This is a genomic window from Paraburkholderia sp. BGA-UO-ETr-F12 (assembly GCF_059567945.1).
Genome location: NZ_JCAQOZ010000056.1, coordinates 391,694 through 407,840 on the forward strand (window position 1 = coordinate 391,694; position 16,147 = coordinate 407,840).

General features: G+C 62.8%; 17 protein-coding genes and 1 pseudogene. 9 read left to right on the forward strand and 9 right to left on the reverse strand.

What is annotated here, in order from left to right:
* The first annotated feature begins 79 nt into the window (after positions 1–79).
* The 4 genes from AC57B6_RS25755 (at position 80) to AC57B6_RS25770 (ending at position 4,375) form a co-directional block, all read left to right on the forward strand.
* Positions 80–1,504, forward strand: a complete 1,425-nt coding sequence (locus AC57B6_RS25755) for a sodium:solute symporter family protein (RefSeq protein WP_030099040.1) — start codon at positions 80–82, stop codon at positions 1,502–1,504.
* A 34-nt stretch (positions 1,505–1,538) separates the two neighbouring features.
* Positions 1,539–2,717 (forward strand): sialidase family protein, encoded by a 1,179-nt coding sequence (locus AC57B6_RS25760; RefSeq protein WP_496422448.1) that lies wholly within the window; start codon positions 1,539–1,541, stop codon positions 2,715–2,717.
* Between the two features lie 149 nt (positions 2,718–2,866).
* On the forward strand, positions 2,867–3,634 hold the full coding sequence (locus AC57B6_RS25765) for a DeoR/GlpR family DNA-binding transcription regulator (protein ID WP_028194035.1): 768 nt from the start codon (positions 2,867–2,869) through the stop codon (positions 3,632–3,634).
* A 45-nt stretch (positions 3,635–3,679) separates the two neighbouring features.
* The gene (locus tag AC57B6_RS25770) at positions 3,680–4,375 is read left to right on the forward strand and encodes an SDR family NAD(P)-dependent oxidoreductase (RefSeq protein ID WP_496422367.1); all 696 of its coding nucleotides are present in this window, start codon (positions 3,680–3,682) and stop codon (positions 4,373–4,375) included.
* A 75-nt stretch (positions 4,376–4,450) separates the two neighbouring features.
* On the opposite strand, the gene AC57B6_RS25775 is transcribed toward AC57B6_RS25770, so the two are convergent.
* The 3 genes from AC57B6_RS25775 to AC57B6_RS25785 are packed head-to-tail and all read right to left on the reverse strand — an operon-like array spanning position 4,451 to position 7,927.
* A complete protein-coding gene (locus tag AC57B6_RS25775) occupies positions 4,451–5,761 on the reverse strand; it encodes an MFS transporter (protein WP_028194033.1) in 1,311 nt (436 codons plus the stop codon).
* 31 nt (positions 5,762–5,792) lie between these two features.
* The gene (locus AC57B6_RS25780; RefSeq protein WP_496422368.1) at positions 5,793–6,698 is read right to left on the reverse strand and encodes an HpcH/HpaI aldolase/citrate lyase family protein; all 906 of its coding nucleotides are present in this window, start codon (positions 6,696–6,698) and stop codon (positions 5,793–5,795) included.
* Complete coding sequence (locus AC57B6_RS25785; protein WP_496422369.1) at positions 6,695–7,927, reverse strand: Zn-dependent hydrolase; 1,233 nt, start codon at positions 7,925–7,927, stop codon at positions 6,695–6,697. The genes AC57B6_RS25780 and AC57B6_RS25785 overlap by 4 nt, the downstream gene beginning before the upstream one ends.
* A 141-nt stretch (positions 7,928–8,068) precedes the next feature.
* Between AC57B6_RS25785 and AC57B6_RS25790 the strand changes: the two genes are divergently transcribed.
* Complete coding sequence (locus AC57B6_RS25790; protein WP_144194070.1) at positions 8,069–9,022, forward strand: LysR family transcriptional regulator; 954 nt, start codon at positions 8,069–8,071, stop codon at positions 9,020–9,022.
* 58 nt (positions 9,023–9,080) lie between these two features.
* On the opposite strand, the gene AC57B6_RS25795 is transcribed toward AC57B6_RS25790, so the two are convergent.
* The 4 genes from AC57B6_RS25795 to AC57B6_RS25810 form a co-directional block, all read right to left on the reverse strand.
* On the reverse strand, positions 9,081–10,007 hold the full coding sequence (locus AC57B6_RS25795) for a 2-hydroxyacid dehydrogenase (protein WP_178370357.1): 927 nt from the start codon (positions 10,005–10,007) through the stop codon (positions 9,081–9,083).
* 22 nt (positions 10,008–10,029) lie between these two features.
* Positions 10,030–10,833, reverse strand: coding sequence for a class II aldolase/adducin family protein (locus AC57B6_RS25800; RefSeq protein WP_491563210.1), 804 nt, complete (start codon positions 10,831–10,833; stop codon positions 10,030–10,032).
* Between the two features lie 102 nt (positions 10,834–10,935).
* Positions 10,936–11,619, reverse strand: a complete 684-nt coding sequence (locus AC57B6_RS25805) for an RraA family protein (RefSeq protein WP_496422370.1) — start codon at positions 11,617–11,619, stop codon at positions 10,936–10,938.
* Positions 11,620–11,640: 21 nt separating this feature from the next.
* Complete coding sequence (locus tag AC57B6_RS25810; RefSeq protein WP_042273603.1) at positions 11,641–12,993, reverse strand: MFS transporter; 1,353 nt, start codon at positions 12,991–12,993, stop codon at positions 11,641–11,643.
* A 204-nt stretch (positions 12,994–13,197) separates the two neighbouring features.
* Here AC57B6_RS25810 and AC57B6_RS25815 point away from each other — a divergent pair, with 204 nt between their 5' ends.
* The 4 genes and pseudogenes from AC57B6_RS25815 to AC57B6_RS25830 all read left to right on the forward strand — a co-directional run bounded on the left by AC57B6_RS25815 (position 13,198) and on the right by AC57B6_RS25830 (position 14,775).
* Positions 13,198–13,539, forward strand: a complete 342-nt coding sequence (locus AC57B6_RS25815) for a PadR family transcriptional regulator (RefSeq protein WP_252889850.1) — start codon at positions 13,198–13,200, stop codon at positions 13,537–13,539.
* Positions 13,536–13,631 (forward strand): annotated as a pseudogene (locus AC57B6_RS25820) (DUF1700 domain-containing protein); the annotation flags it as partial. The gene AC57B6_RS25815 and the pseudogene AC57B6_RS25820, both read left to right, overlap by 4 nt.
* A 35-nt stretch (positions 13,632–13,666) precedes the next feature.
* Positions 13,667–13,990: a hypothetical protein gene (locus AC57B6_RS25825; protein ID WP_496422371.1), complete on the forward strand. Its 324-nt coding sequence runs from the start codon at positions 13,667–13,669 to the stop codon at positions 13,988–13,990.
* 17 nt (positions 13,991–14,007) lie between these two features.
* Entirely contained in the window at positions 14,008–14,775 is a 768-nt protein-coding gene (locus AC57B6_RS25830) for an SDR family oxidoreductase (RefSeq protein ID WP_106353011.1), read from the forward strand.
* Between the two features lie 227 nt (positions 14,776–15,002).
* Here the strand turns inward: AC57B6_RS25830 and AC57B6_RS25835 are convergent, their stop codons facing one another.
* Together AC57B6_RS25835 and AC57B6_RS25840 are read right to left on the reverse strand one after the other, a co-directional pair.
* Positions 15,003–15,575 carry a chromate transporter gene (locus tag AC57B6_RS25835; protein ID WP_042273601.1) on the reverse strand — a complete coding sequence of 191 codons (573 nt, stop codon included), beginning with the start codon at positions 15,573–15,575 and terminating at the stop codon, positions 15,003–15,005.
* A gap of 2 nt (positions 15,576–15,577) precedes the next feature.
* The gene (locus AC57B6_RS25840; RefSeq protein ID WP_496422372.1) at positions 15,578–16,144 is read right to left on the reverse strand and encodes a chromate transporter; all 567 of its coding nucleotides are present in this window, start codon (positions 16,142–16,144) and stop codon (positions 15,578–15,580) included.
* Positions 16,145–16,147 lie beyond the last annotated feature (3 nt).

Here is a 16,147-nt window from a genome sequence, read left to right on the forward strand (position 1 = left end):
CGGCCGGCGAGAAGGCGGGGACACGCCCGGCGGCCGAATTTTCGATGCGAAGACGTCGTCAAAATACATTGGAGACACCATGGCAACTTTTAGCTACTGGGACACAGCGATCATCATCGGGATGGTCGTGCTCTACATCCTGCTGACCAGCTGGTTCAGCGTCCGGCTGCGCAGCCGCAATTCCGAGCAGTTCATGGTGGCGTCGCGCTCGATGCCGGCCATGGTCGTCGCGGTATTGCTGATGTCGGAGTTCATCGGCGCGAAGTCGACGATCGGCACCTCGCAGGAAGCGTTCAGCGCGGGTATCGCGGCGTCGTGGTCGGTGATCGCCGCGTCGATCGGCTTTCTGTTCTTTGGCCTGTTCATGGCCAAACGCCTCTACAGTTCGGGCGAATTCACGATCTCCGGTTTCATCGCAATGAAGTACGGCAAGCGTGCAAAGCTGGTCGTCTCCGCGATCATGATCTATGCGCTGTTCCTCGTGAACGTGGGCAACTATGTGAGCGGCGCGGCGGCGATTTCAACGGTGATGCGCATCAACCTGCCCACCGCCGCGGTGATCACGGCGATTGTCAGTACCGTGTATTTCGCCTGGGGCGGCTTGAAGAGCGTCGCGTACCTGACCGTCGTGCATAGCGCGGTCAAGCTGATCGGCATCGCGATTCTGGTGATCGTGGCGTGGCAAATGACCGGCGGCATCCAGCCGATGATGGCGCAGATGCCCGAGCATTACTTCACGTGGAACGGCTCGCTGAGCAACGGTACGATCGGCGCGTGGATCATCGGCACGGCCGGCGCGATCTTCTCGACCCAGTTCATCATTCAGGCGATTTCCGCGACCCGTTCGCCGGCGGCGGCGCGCAATGCCTCGCTGCTTGCCGCGGCGTTATGCGTGCCGATCTCGATCGCGCTGGGTTTTCTCGGCGTCGCGGCCAAGTTTCTGTTTCCCCACATCAAGAGCCTCTATGCGCTGCCGGTGTTCCTGCAGCATATGAATCCGCTGCTGGCCGGCGTGGTGACGACTTCGCTGGTGGCGTCGATTTTCGTCAGCGTGTGCACGGTGGCGCTTGCGATCGCATCGCTGGTGGTGAAGGACTTCTATGTGCCGCGTTACAACCCGACGCCAGACGTCGAATTGCGTATGACGCGCTGGATTTCGCTGGTGGTCGGACTCGTACCGCTCGTGTTCGTGCTGTTCGTTCCGCAGATTCTCGCGCTGTCGTTCTTCACGCGGGCGTTGCGGTTGACGGTCTCCGTGGTGGCCTTGATCGGCATCTATCTGCCATTCTTCAACAGCAGCCGTGGCGCAATGGCCGCGCTGATCATCGCAACGATCTCGACGACGGTCTGGTATCTGCTCGGCAATCCGTTCGGCATCGACAACATGTATGTGTCGCTGGTGACGCCGGCTATCGTAATCGTGCTGGAAAAGTTGCTGTTTCCGTCGGGTTCCAAGCCTGTCGGCGCGAGCGGCGAGCGGCTTCAGCATCGTGAATCACATTGAAGTGACGTATTCAGGAGAACCCCGGATGACTTCCATCCTCGCAGAGACCCCGGCCTCGACGGCGTGGGACAGCCACGTACGCGTGACCTACGCCGACGCGCAACGCCGCGAAGCGTATTTGCCGTCTCCATGCGTGCAGAATCACGCGGCCAATCTGCATGCGCTGCCTGATGGCGACCTGCTGTGTGTCTGGTTCGGCGGTACGCAGGAGGGCATTCCCGACGTGTCGGTCTACATGTCGCACTTGCGTGCGGGTACCGGCGTCTGGTCCGAGCCCGAGAAACTGTCGAACGACCCGACGCGCTCCGAGCAGAATCCCGTGCTGTTCACCGCGCCCGATGGCCGCTTGTGGCTGACTTATACCGCGCAGTTGTCCGGACATCAGAACACCGCGATTGTGCGGCGGCGCATCTCGTCCGACGGCGGGATGAGCTGGGGACCGATCGAAACGTTGTTCGATCGCGCGGGCACCTTCGTGCGCCAGCCGATCGTCGTGCTGCCGGACGGCGCGTGGTTGTGTCCGGTGTTTCTGTGCCGTACCGAACCCGGCGAGCGTTGGGTCGGCAACAACGATATCAGCGCCGTGCTCATTTCCGAGGACCAAGGACAGTCGTGGCGCGAATATGAGGTGCCCGATAGCGTGGGTTGCGTGCATATGAACGTACAGGTGCTCGCAGACGGCTCGTTGCTCGCGCTGTTCCGCAGCCGCTGGGCGGACTTCATATACGCGAGCCGCTCGAAAGATGGCCGCACGTGGAGCGCGCCGCAAGCGACCACGTTGCCGAACAACAATTCGTCGATCCAGTTCGTGTCGCTGAAAAATGGCCATCTCGCGCTGGTGTACAACGAGAGCGACGCGTCGCATGCCGCCGGGCGGCGCGCCTCGCTGTACGACGATATCGAAGACTCCGAAGACAGCGGCGCGTTGCGCGACCAGCGCGCGTCGGCACGCGGCAGCGCGTTCTGGGGCGCGCCGCGAAGCCCGATGTCACTGGCGATTTCCGAAGACGGCGGCCACAGTTGGACACGTCGGCGCACTCTGGAAATCGGCGACGGCTACTGCATGACGAACAACTCGGCCGAGCAGCGTAACCGCGAGTATTCGTATCCGTCGATTGTGCAATCCGCAGACGGCGCATTGCATATTGCTTTCACTTACTTCCGTCAACGGATCAAGTACGTGAGCGTTGACGAAACATGGGTGCGCGGTTGAAGTCGTAAGTCGGGCAGCAGGGGGGAACAGCCGGTTTTGAGCGAACCGGAAAGGGACGCGGCGTACGAATGGAAATTCGCTACACTAGGCACACTTTTTCGCGCGCTGCTGGCGCGCTGTCGCTTAACCGGTTCCTCCGATCCAAGATCATGAAAGTTGCGAAACGCCGCGAGGCGATGCTTCACGCTGTACTGGGCGGGATGACAGATGTCGGTACGCTGTGCGAGCACTTCGGCATGTCCGAGGCGACCGTGCGGCGGGACTTGCGGGCACTCGCGGACGACCGCCAGATCCTGCGCACTTATGGCGGCGCGGCAGCGGTCAGCGCGCATGAACCGGAAGCGTCACTCGACGAGCGCAGCGAGAGCTTTCGCGAGCAGAAGGATGCGATCGCGCGCGCCGCGCTCCTGCATGTCCAGGAGGACGACACGCTGTTTCTCGACGGCGGAACGACCACGGCGGCGCTGGCGCGGCAATTGATCGGGCATCGTTCGATTCACGTCGTGACCAATAACCTGCTGGTGGTCGGCGCGCTCGCCGCCAGCAAGGTGCGGGTGACGCTGATCGGCGGCGATATCCGCTCGTCGAGCATGAGTACGCTCGGGCCGCTCGCACAGCTTGCGCTGAGCCGCCTGAGTTTCGACAAGGCGTTTCTCGGCGCGGACGGCGTGACAGCAACGCGCGGCCTGTGTGAGGCGACGGCCGAGCAGGCGTATCTGAAGGAATGCGTGATCCGTCAGGCGGCCAGCGTGTTCGTGCTCGTCACCGCCGACAAGCTCGGCCGCGCCAGCCAGCAGCATTGGACGCCGCTCGAGCGCGACTGGACCTTGATCACCGATAACGCGGCTCAGCCGCAGGAACTGGCCTTGTTCGACGAACGGGGCGAGGTGACGGTGGAGACCGTGGCGGTTCGATAAGCGTTCGCGACGTCTCTCCGTGACCGTTTTTCAAGGAGAAGCGGAGTGACAGCGAAAGCAGATGGACAACGGCATGCGGTGGTGACGGGGGCGTCGTCGGGAATCGGCGAGGCGATCGTTCAACGTCTGCTGGAGGATGGGTGGCGTGTAACGGGCTTGTGCCGGACACCGGCAACGCATCAGGTCGAGCGCCTGACCATCGCTCCCGTCGACGTAACCGATTTTGCCGCGCTGGAGCCCGTGGTCGACGCTATCGGCGCTTGTGACGCGTTCGTGCATGCGGCAGGATTCATGCGCACGGCGCCGCTCGGCGAACTCGCCGCCGAAGACGGCACGGCGATGTGGCGAATTCATGTCGACGCAGCGGCATATCTTGCCAATGCGTTGTTGCCGAACCTGGCTGCAGGCGGCCGTATCGTGCTGATCGGCAGCCGGACCGCGAACGGCGCTGTCACCCGCAGCCAATACGCGGCGACCAAAGCGGCGCTGGTCGGCATGGCCCGCTCCTGGGCCGCCGAACTTGCTCCGCGCGGCATCACCGTTAATCTGGTGGCGCCAGGCGCCACCGATACCCCGCTGCTCAGCCATCCCGCGCGAGCCGGTACCCCGCCTAAATTGCCGCCGATCGGCCGCTTCGTTAAACCGTCGGAAGTGGCGGCGCTGACCGCCTTTCTGCTCGGCGCCGAAGCGGGCGCGATTACCGGGCAACAGATCGTGATGTGCGGAGGAGCGTCGCTCTAAGCGCGCATGACGTCGATCGAAGGCGCGTTGCCGGGCGGATTCGCGCCGCGCCTGATCACCCCATGCCAGCCGGCGCTAATTGACAAGCATCGCAGTCGGTTCCTCCGCACGAATCCCCTTGCGATACCGTCCAAGCCCCACGATTCCAATCAGCGACACGGCCGAAAGCACCGTGAAGAATAGCGCCAGCGGCAGCCACTCGCCCTTGTAATTCTGCGCGAGCATCGTGCCGATCAAAGGTGTCGTCCCGCCGGCAATCGTCGCGCACAGTTGATAGGCGATCGAAATGCCGGAGTACCGGACCTGCGTGGGAAATGCCGGCGTCATGAAGCCGGCGATGACGGCGTAGGTCGCGGACAGCACCACTACCGCGAGTGAGATGCCTGCCACGATCGCGGCGGGGTTTTGCGTCTTGACGAGCAGGAACATCGGGTAAGGCGTGAACATGGACACGAGAGCCGCCCAGGTCAGAAAGCGGGTTTCTCCAACGCGTTGGGCCAGCAGGGCTGAAATCGGTTGCGATGCCAGCTGGATGAGGGTGACGACAAACAGGCAATCGAGAATGAACGATTTCGACATGCCGAGATAACCGGTGACATACGAAATCATGAACGTGTTGGTGAAGAAGAATCCGGCGGAGCCGATCGTCGTGGCCATCGCCGCCATCACGATCGGATACCACGCGGTGCGCAGTACTTCCTTGACGGGCGACTTCAGCACCTCGCGATTCTTGCGAAGCTGCTCGAACTCGGGCGACTCCTTGACGCCGAGACGGATCGCCATGCCGATCAGCAACAGCACGAAGCTGGCCAGAAACGGCAGGCGCCAGCCCCAAGCCACGAAGCTGTCGTGATCGAGCGAGGTGACGAGCCTGAATGACACCAGCGAAAGAATCAAACCGACCGGGCTGCCCATCTGCGGCATGGACGCGAAGAACGTCTTGCGTCCCGCCGGTGCGTGCTCGCTGGCCATCAGCACCGCGCCGCCCCATTCGCCGCCCACGGCAATTCCCTGCAGAATCCGCAGCAGCACCAGCGAAACCGGCGCCCAGATGCCGATGCTGCTATAGCCCGGCAGCAGGCCGATGCCGGTCGTGGCGATCCCCATCAGGAACATGGTCAGCAGCAGCATCTTTTTGCGGCCGAGCTTGTCGCCGAGATGACCGAAAACGGCGCCGCTCAATGGGCGTGCAATGAAGCCGACGAAGAACGTGCCGAACGAGGCCATCGTACTGAGGAAGTGATTGCTGCTCGGGAAGAACACGTCGCCGAGAACGAGCGCGGCGGCCGTCGCATAGGTGTAGTAGTCGTAATACTCGACGGCCGTGCCGATAAAAGCAGCGGTGGCGGCGCGCACAGGCTGATGCGTCTGTTCAGAATGGGACATGGGGAATCCTGTTGACTAATGTTGGCCGGCCCTACCCGTTGCGGCCGTCGTCGAAGGCGCGCAGCAGGGCGTCACGGGCGATCAGGCGTTGCGCGTTATTGCGCTCCGGGTAGTCGATCCATATCGAGCCATCAGCGGCAGACGGATTCGCCTGCTGGGCGGTATGCGCGTCGATCAGCGCATGCGCCGCCCGCACGTCTTCCGTCGAGGGTGTCAGCGCACGGTGAATCGCCGGCACATGCTCGGCAAACACGACGCTTTTCGAAGCGAAGCCGAGTTGCGCGGAGATGTCCAGGTCCTGCTCGAGCACCTGTGCTGAGCGGTACGTACAGGGAAGGTCGATCGGCACGCAACCGGCCGCAACGCACTCGATCAGAAAGCGGCTGCGTGCGTAAAGCAGTTCGTTGCCGCGAGGCGTGCGGCGTGCGCCGAGATTTGCCGCGAGGTCCTCGACCGCGAGCATGCAGCACTTTATGCGTGCTCCCACGTGCAGTAGCGCGCCCAGATTGACCAGACCCTGCGCGGATTCGATAACTGGAACCACCTCCGTCGAGCCCGCCGGAATACCCAGCTTGCGCTCGATGACGGCGAGCGCATCGTCGAGCGCGGCCAGTTGGGCCGTGCTTTGCGCGTGCGGCAGAAAGATTGCCCGTGGCTTGCCGGGCATGATGCCTGCGAGATCGGCATGGCCGTCGTGTTCCAGTGTGTTGATCCGTACCGAGCCGAATATGCCGGCGCCGGCTGCTTCGCGCAGCAGCATGACAATGCGCTCGCGTGCTTGAGGCCGCTCCTGTGGCGAGGTCATCTCTTCGAGGTCGGCGACCACGGCGTCGGCGCCGCTGCGCAGCGCAGCGGCGTGGGCCGCCGCATTGTTGCCGGGTACTAAGAGCCATGTACGCCGCACGCCCGGCGCACGCACCGCTTGACGGGTGTTCATGCGGCTTGTCCGGCGCGTGCCAGCATCGCGTGAAGCAGTACGTCCGTGCCCCGTCTGACGTCTTCCGGCAACGCGTCTTCTGCTTCGTTATGACTCAGACCGTCGACACAGGGAATAAAGATCATCGCCGTCGGACAATGTTTGGCGAGATGGATCGCATCGTGCCCGGCGCCGCTGATGATGCGCTGATGCGGATAATCCAGCGCCTCCACCGCGTTGCTGACAGCCGCAATGCACTGCGGGTCGAACGGCGTGGCAGGGCTGACCCAGTGCTGTCCAATTTCGACCGTGAGGCGGCGGCGCTTCGCAATCGCGTCGAAGCGTTCGCGCAGCGCTGTTTCCATGTCGCCGATGAGTGCGTCGTCCGGGTGCCGCAGGTCCACGGTGAAGGTCAGGTCGGCGGCAATGGTGTTGCGCGAGGCGTTGCGTATCTGCAATTCGCCGATGGTGGCGAGGCCCAGCGGGAAGAACTCCGCTGCGATGCGCTCCAGTTCCGCAGCCATTTCCGCGCTCGCGAACAGCGCATCGCGGCGGTACTGCATCGGCGTCGTGCCCGCATGCGCGGCCTGGCCACGCACGTGCACGTCGAGCCAGCGAATCGCCTGGCCACCTGTCACGACGCCGATCGGCACGCCGCTCTCCTCGAGCACGGGCCCCTGTTCGATGTGCGCTTCGAAATAGGCGTCGAAGACGATGCCGGGCACGGCGCGCGTGCCGGCGTAGCCGGTGGTTTGCAATGCCTGTTCGACCGAGGTGCCGCTGGCGTCGCGCGTGTTCAACGCCTGGGCGAGCGGCATGACGCCGGTGAAGGCCGCCGATCCGAGCATGGCCGGCGTGAAGCGCGCGCCTTCCTCGTTGGTCCATACGACGATCTCGATGGGCTTTTCGGTTTGAATGTCCGCATCGTTCAGCGTGCGTACGACTTCGAGCGCGGCGAGCACGCCGTAGACTCCGTCGAAGCGGCCACCTTCCGGCTGGGTGTCGAGGTGGCTTCCGCTCGCGACGGGTGCCGCGTCGTTGCGTTTGCCGGCACGCCGCGCGAAGAGATTGCCCACCTGATCGACCGACAACGTAAGCCCGGCTTCGACGCACCATTGCGAAAAAAGCGCCCGGCCGGCCGCGTCCTGCTCAGTCAGCGCGAGGCGCCGCACACCGCCCGCGGGCGTGGCGCCGACAGCGGCCATGTTCATCAGGCTCGTCCAGAGTCGCTCACCATTGATTTTTAGCATCACATACTCCTGAAGCCGCGGCGCAATCGCCACGTCGGGTTCGTCGTGATGCCTTTATCGGTAATCAAAAATGATAAGTCTAATTTCTAATTCTAATCCTCAGTATAATTTTCGTGGATGATGTGAACAGTGAGGCTCATCGTGAGCAAAGACCGCCCGGACACTTACCTGAACGACCGCCTTGACTGGAACCTGCTGCGCACTTTTCTCGCCATTGCGAAAGAGGGCAGCGTGAGTCGCGCGGCAACGCGTTTGCATCTGACGCAGCCTGCCGTGAGCCAGGCGTTGCGCCGTCTTGAGGAGCAGTTGGGGTTGCGCCTCGTAGACCGCCACGGTCCGCGTATCGAGGTCACGCAGGCCGGTATCGAAGTGAAACAGATTGCTGAAGACGTGTACGGCACGATCTCGCGCCTGTCGCTTGCCGAGGTGGATCGCGATCACGATATCTCCGGCATGGTGCGCGTGAGTACCGTCAGCGGCATCGATTTTCCGGCTTACGACACGTTTCTTGCGGAGTTCCATCGCACGTATCCGCGCATCGAACTCGAAAGCCAGGAAATGCGCAGCGCCGACGTGGTGAACAGCCTCCAGCAAAAGTCCGCAACGCTGGGACTGACGCCGCGGCGCGCGTTGCCCAAGCGGATCGACAGCCGTGTGTTTTTGCGGCAACGGTATGCACTTTTCTGCGGACGTCATCATCCGCTCTTTGGACGCAGCGACATTCAGCTGGCCGACCTGGCCGGCGAAAAATTCGTCTCTTTCACCGGCGACAAGGTGGGCGACCACATGTCGCCACTCACATTCTTTCGTGACGAGATGGGTTTTACGGGGCGCGTGGTCGGCTCATCGTCGAGCATGACCGAGGTGCGGCGTTTCATCTTCGCGGGCTTCGGCATTGGTTGCCTGCCGGAACACGTGGTGCGCGACGACATCGCTCAGGGCCGCTTGCAAAGGCTGCCGCCGGACGGCGGCGTGGCCGACCTCGATATCTACATGCTGTGGTCACAGGACCGCAAGCTGAGCACGGCCGAAGCCGCGTTTATCGATGCGTTGAATGTGTTCATAGACGGCCAGACGGAAGCCGCCGAACTTTAGCGCTTCGTCTGGCAGCCGAACCCAATAACCGTGGTCGACGACCGTTCGATAACCGCGCTCAATAACCGCGCGTGACGTCGACCAGGTTATGCAGCGGTTCGCCGCGGATCAGCCTGCGTGCGTTGTGCGCCACTTGCGCGCCGATCGTCGCCGAGCTTGCGACCGACGCCATGTGAGGCGTCACGATCAGATTCGGCGCGCGCCATAAATGATCTTCAGGCGGTAACGGTTCGGTCGGGAACACGTCGACGATCGCACCGCCGATCTGTCCGCCCGTGAGTGCCGCGATCAGATCCGCTGGCACCAGATGCTCGCCGCGGCCAACGTGAATCAGTTTCGCGCCCGGCCGCAGGTGTTCAAAGGTATTCGCGTTGAGAATCCAGCGGGTTTCGGGCGTGAGAGGCAGAAGGCACACGAGGATGTCGGTCCCCTCGAGAAATGGCTTGAATTGCTCGGGACCGGCGAAGGTCGTTACGCCGGGAAGCTCACGGGGCTTACGCGCCCAGCCGCGCACCGCGAAACCGAAACGCTGCAGGTCCGTCGCGACGCGGCTGCCGATTTCGCCCAGTCCCATGATGCCCACCGCGCATTCGGACGCATCGCGCTGGTCGTGGCGAAACCAGCGGTCGAGACGCTGATTGGCGAGCACGCGGTCGAGCTGACGATGAAAGTGCAGCACGCCCCACGTAACGAATTCGCTCATTCCGCGTGCGTGTTGCGGATCGACGACCCGGCATAACGGCACGGCAGGCAGGGCAGGGTCCGACAGAATGTTGTCGACGCCCGCGGCGATGCTATGCACGAGCCGCAGTTTCGGCAGCGCTGCCAGCGCGCCGGCCGGTGGATTCCAGCACACGGCGATTTCCGCATCGCCGGCGGATTGCTCGCCGTGCATCACGACGTCGAGGTCGGGAGCCGCGTCCTGAATCGGCTGCACCAGATGTGACATGTCGTAGTCACGGCTCATCAGAACAAGTTTGGTCATTGCGTTGAATCGAAATGCGGGCCTAGTTGCGGTAGTCGGATTGCGGATCGTCGATCAGCCGTAATGCCGCGCGCCACGCCAGCTCCGCAATTTCCGCGGAGTCTGCGCGGGAAAACTGGCTCGCGGTCAACTCGCACACTTCCCGCGGTGGAATGCGCAGCGCGCTGCCGCCGGCCAGCGCCTGAATTTGCGCCTGACAGGCCCGCTCGAGGAAATAGATCTCGTGGAAGGCTTCGGCTGCCGTGGCGCCGGCCGCCAGCAGGCCGTGATTGCGCAGAATCATCGCCTTGCAGGAGCCGAGATCGCGCACCAGACGCTCGCGCTCGCCGAGTTCGAGCGCGATGCCTTCGTAGTCGTGGTAAGCGAGCTTGCCGTAGAACTTCAACGCATGCTGACTGATCGGCAGCAGTCCCTGTTCTTGCGCCGATACCGCTGTGCCGGCAGCCGTATGCGTATGGATCACGAAATGCAGGTCGTCGCGCGCGGCGTGAATGGCGGAATGAATCGTGAACCCGGCGGCGTTCACGCGAAACAGCGCGGGCTCGCTGCGCGCGCGTTCGTCGATGACGTTGCCGAGATGATCGATCTTCACGAGGTCCGACGCGCGCATCTCATGGAACAGCACGCCATAGCGGTTGATCAGAAATGCCGGCGGCTCGCCCGGCGAGCCGGATAGGCGCGCCGTGATATGCGTGTCGATCATGTCGGTCATGCGGAAGTGCGCGGCCAGCCGGTACAGCGCCGCCAGTTCCTCCCGTACCTGCTGTTCGGTGCCCAGCGGCGCCTGTTTGTCGCTTATGCGATCGGATGTTGGCGTGGATTGCATTGCAGAAGTCTCCGAAAGTCTCACTTGCTGTATGTGGCTGGATCGCTATATGTCGCGCACGTAGTGTTCGTTAGCGTGCCAGTATCCGTCAATTTCATTGTTCTAATGCTGATCATTAGCGGCGCGAATATTTGCCGGCATGAAGCATTGCAGAACCTCGTGGACCGGTTCTTTGGCGTTAAGCCGGGCAAGGATCGTGGGCTCCGCGCGATCGGACGCGAGCGCGAGGTCGATCACCGCGGCGAGTGCCGGTGCGGGCGCGAACAGCACGCCGTTGTCATCGGCCAGCACGATGTCGCCCGGGCGCACCATGATCCCGCCGCACACCACCGGTTCGTTGAACAGACTCGACGCCGTGTCGCGTTTCTTGGTCGTCAGTAAAGAGGTGCCTCGCGCGAATACGGGCAGCCCCGTGCCGCGTAGTTCGATGAGATCGGTCACCACGCCGTCGACGATCACGCCGCGCGCGCCGGCGTTGAGCGCCGCGCATGCCGTGACCGCACCGACCGGCGCATGCGTGTGGTCACCGTTCATGTCGATCACCAGCACGTCGCCAGGTTTTAGTTGCGACAGCGCACGGTTCACGGCAATGGCGTCGGGCGACAGCAGCTTGAGCGTCACCGCGCGGCCGATCACCTTCACGTTGGGGACCATCGCGCGCAGGCGATGATTCGCGAAGCCGTTCTCCAGAAAATGCCCGAGCGTCGGGAAGCTGACGGCTTCAAGGCTGCGCAGCAACGATGATTCCGCGGTGGCTGGCATGAGCGAGATCTTTTCCGTTTCCATAACAGGCTCCATAGCAGGCCTTCACGAAAGGCTCGCCGTGGCGGCACGGGCGCGCGCCGTCGACGAGATATCGCGGCGCAGCGTCTCCGTGAGCAGCAGGAGCGCGATGACCGAGACGGCCGCCGAGCCCATCATGTACCACGCTACCGACGAACCGCGGCCGGTGGCGGACAGCAGTGCCGTGGTGACAATCGGCGTAGCCGCGCTGCCGAGCAGTCCGGACAGCATATAGCTCACCGAGAGACCGGAGTAGCGCACCTCGGTACCGAACAACTCGGCGAGGAAGGTGGCGATAGGGCCGTAGTTGGCCGCAAAGGCGGTCATCATCAGCAGATAGCCGAGCAATGCAAACGAAAATTCGCGCGTATCCAGCAGCCAGAAAAGCGGAAAAGCGAGCAGGGCTTCCGCGACGATGCCGCCGATAATCACCGGCTTGCGGCCCACGATATCGGAGAGCTTGCCGAACGCCGGCAACAACACGATACAGAGCGCGCAGGCAATCAAGGCAATCGAGAGCATCGCGTTACGCGAAAAGCCCAGCGTCTGCGTGCCGTAGGTAAGCCCGAAGGCAACGATCAGGTTGAACGAGGTACCCGTCGACATGGTCGCGATGCCGCCGAGCAGAACCTGCTTCCAGTAGCGCGTGAGTACTTCGGCGATCGGCAGTTTGACCTGAGCGTCCGCTTCCTTGACCTTGCGAAAAGACGGCGTCTCCGATGTATTCAGGCGGATATACAGACCGACCCCCACGAGCAACGCGCTCGCGAGAAACGGAATACGCCAGCCCCACGAAAGCAGGGCTTCGTTAGACAGCATGGCATTGCTGACCAGAAACGCCAGATTGGCGATCAGGGTGCCGGCGGGCACACCGATCTGCACCCACGAACCATACAGTCCACGCTTGTTGGCCGGAGCGTGTTCCACCGCCATCAGCACGGCGCCGCCCCACTCGCCGCCGAGCGCGAGACCCTGGATGACGCGCAAGGTGAGCAGCAGAATGGGCGCCCAGATTCCGATCGACGCGTAGTTCGGCAGCAGGCCAATCGAGAACGTCGCAACGCCCATGATGATGAGCGAGACCAGCAGCATGGCCTTGCGCCCGAGACGGTCGCCGAAATGCCCGAACAGCGCGGCGCCGACAATTCGCGCCAGATAGGCGGAGGCGAACGTGCCGAACGCCAGCAAGGTGCCGACGAGAGGCACAAAGCCGGGAAAGAACACCTTGTTGAAGACGAGCGCCGAGGCGGTAGCGAAAACGAACAGGTCATACCACTCGACGGTCGTGCCGATCACACTCGCTACGGCGATCCGGTTCATGTTGGCGGGGGCGCTGTCCGAAGGCGGTGGTGGCTCCGCGGGGCGATAGGACGTCATGGGTTTCTCCTTGGGGCATGGCGGTTGCAGTGGATGAACGCAGCCATTGCGCGCATGGCCTGGTGCCTTTATCGGAAGCCAAAAACAATAAGTACAAGTCTGTTTTCTAATCCTTTGTATTAATGCCGCGAATGATCGCAGGGTGGTCTCGTCCTGTGCATAGAACGGTACCGTGCTATGCACACTAATTTGTAATGGAACTGAATGAAAACGCAGCTCAAGAAGGGAACCCTCGACATGTGCGTGTTGGCTGTCCTTGCCGGCGGCGACAGCTACGCCTACGAGCTCGTCTCGACGCTCTCGGAAACCATGGAAATCAGCGAGGGCACGATCTACCCGCTGATGCGCCGCTTGCAAGCCGAGGCATGGGTGTCGACGTATTTCGTGGAGTCCAGCTCGGGGCCGCCGCGCAAGTATTACTCGCTGACAGCGGCGGGCCGTAACAGTCTGGCGGAGATGCGAAGCGAATGGCGCAGTTTTGTCGATGAAGTCAATGGCGTGCTGGCCTTGTCCGGTACGTCCTCAGGAACAGGGGAAAAGCGATGACGCAGGACGCATTCATCCAGCAATCGCGCCACGAACTGCGGAGTCTGCCGAAGCAGGTGGTCGACGAAATCGTCGCCGACTACATTCGATACCACGTTCGATGCACTTTCGTGAAAAGGAAGCGGTCATGAACTTGCGCTATTCAGGCAGTACGGCAATCCCGGCATACCCGCGACCTGCGTGCGGGCTGACCTGTCCATACAGCCGCGTGGTCAGTGTCCGGAGTGTGGCCGGCTGGCTTGCGGAGGGATTCCGTATCGCTCGCAAGAATCCGGTGCTATGGCTTGCGGCGATTCTCACGTGGCGCGCGCGGGCGGGCGCTGCCGAGGCTGGTCTTATCAACGATATGATGGAGTTGCGTCTGATCATCGAGCCGAACGCCGCGAGGCTTGCCGCCAAACGCGCGACCGCTGACGGAACCGCGAGGGGCGCACTCGCGCCTCGTTTCTGAACATCGCAAGGACACACATGACACAGCTATTCGATCTGAGCGGCCGCACGGCGCTCGTTACCGGCTCGGCGCGCGGCATCGGCTTCGCGCTCGCCGAGGGGCTGGCCGCGGCCGGTGCGAACGTCATTCTGAATGGCACGCGCGCCGATACGGTTGCGCAGGCGGCCACCCGTCTGAGCGACAAGGGTTTCAATGCGCAAGGCCGCGCGTTCGACGTGACCGACGAACAGGCGGTTGCCGAGGCATTCGCGCAGTGGGATAAGGACGGCGTGCAGATCGATATCGTGATCAACAACGCCGGCATCCAGTTTCGCAAGCCGCTCGTCGAACTGGCATTGAGCGACTGGCAGCGCGTGATCGACACCAATCTGACAAGCGCGTTCATCGTCGCGAAGCAGGCCGCACGCCGCATGATTGCGCGCGGCACGGGCGGCAAGATCATCAACATCGGCTCACTCACGAGCGAGGCCGGACGCGCGACGGTCGGCGCCTATACGGCGGCGAAGGGCGGCATCAAGATGCTGACCCGTGCGATGAGCGCCGAGTGGGCGGGCTCGAACATTCAGGCGAACGCGATCGGGCCGGGCTACATCCTGACCGACATGAACAAGCCGCTGATCGAGAATGCCGCTTTCGACGCATGGGTCAAGAGCAGCAATCCTTCGCAACGCTGGGGCAAACCGGAAGAACTCGTCGGCACGGCGGTGTATCTGGCTTCGGCGGCGTCGAGCTATGTGAACGGGCAGATCATTTACGTCGACGGGGGCTGGCTGGCCGTTCTTTAGATACCGATTCGCGCAAGTAGAGAAAATCGGGTCGTCATTGGCCGCCTCGACAATCGACATCCTGGTTTCCTACAAACCGCGGTCACTCAGCGAACTATGAAGGCCTGACACACATCGCGGTCTTAGTCGCATGCAGCGAGGTCCGATCGCGGCTCGCGAGCCTGGTGGACAGCACGGCTGCTCACGTGCAGCCGGTGAAGCGCATGAGACCAAACGTAAAACCGCGCCTAGCCCGCCGTATGTACCTGGAACATGGCTGGCAGGCTCGCACTGAGTTCGGACATGCCGAGCAGCAGCAAGGCCCCGCAAAGCAATAGAACGAGCGGGTTGATTCGGGTACTGAGCAGCGTTACGACTGAAGCAATCGCAATCGCTTTGGCCGGAAGGCCGCCGTCCAGCGACTTAAGCAGAACCCATCCGGCGGCGAGAATCATGCCGGAGGCGACGGGGCGCAACCCACGCTCGAGCGCCAGTTGCCAGGCCGCGCCCTGATAGCGTGCCCAGACGTGGGTTACCCCGTAGATCAGGAAGCCGGTGGGCGCGAGCAAGGCCAGCGTGGCCACCACGGCGCCCCAGAACCCGGCGATCTGCCAGCCGATCAACGTGGCCAGCAGCGAGCCCGGGCCCGGCGCCATGCGTGAAATCGCGAAGTCGACACCGAACTGCGCATGTGTCATCCATCCGTGCACGTCGACAACCTGCCGTTGAATATCGGCGATGATGGCCTGGCCGCCGCCTATCGTTACCAACGACAAGGGCGCAAAAACAGCGGCAAGCTGTAGAAGAGCGCGATTCGACATAGCTATGCTTTGCGTAGTCTGATGTATTCGACCAGCACGCTCAGACCGCCCGCGCCTATCACGACCCACACCAGCGGCAGCCGCAATATGCCGACCGCGACGAAGGTGCCCGCGAGAAAGAGCAGAGGGAGGAGTTTGCGTGGCACTCGCAGCGCGGTCGTCACGCCCATCGACAACGACAGGCCGGTGGCCGCCGCGGCCGCACCGGCGAGCAGGATGTGAGCGAGCGGGAAGTGCAGCAGATGCTCGAAAACCGTGCCGAGAACAATAATCAGAATGGCGGGCGGAACGATGATGCCGGTGACGGCCAGCAACGCGCCGCGCCAGCCGAGCAGACGGTGGCCGATCCAGATCGCCATATTCTTGACGTTGATGCCAGGCAGCGCCTGCGAGATGGCGAGGCCGTTCAGAAAGTCTTCTTCGCCGATCCAGTCGCGATCCTGGACGAATTCGCGCAGCAGCCAGCCGCTCAACCCGCCACCAAAACTGGTGAGCCCGATGCGGCTGAATATAAGGAAAAGCCCGGTGAGGGTAGGCGGTCGACTCGTGTTGGCAATTTGTTGGGACATCGA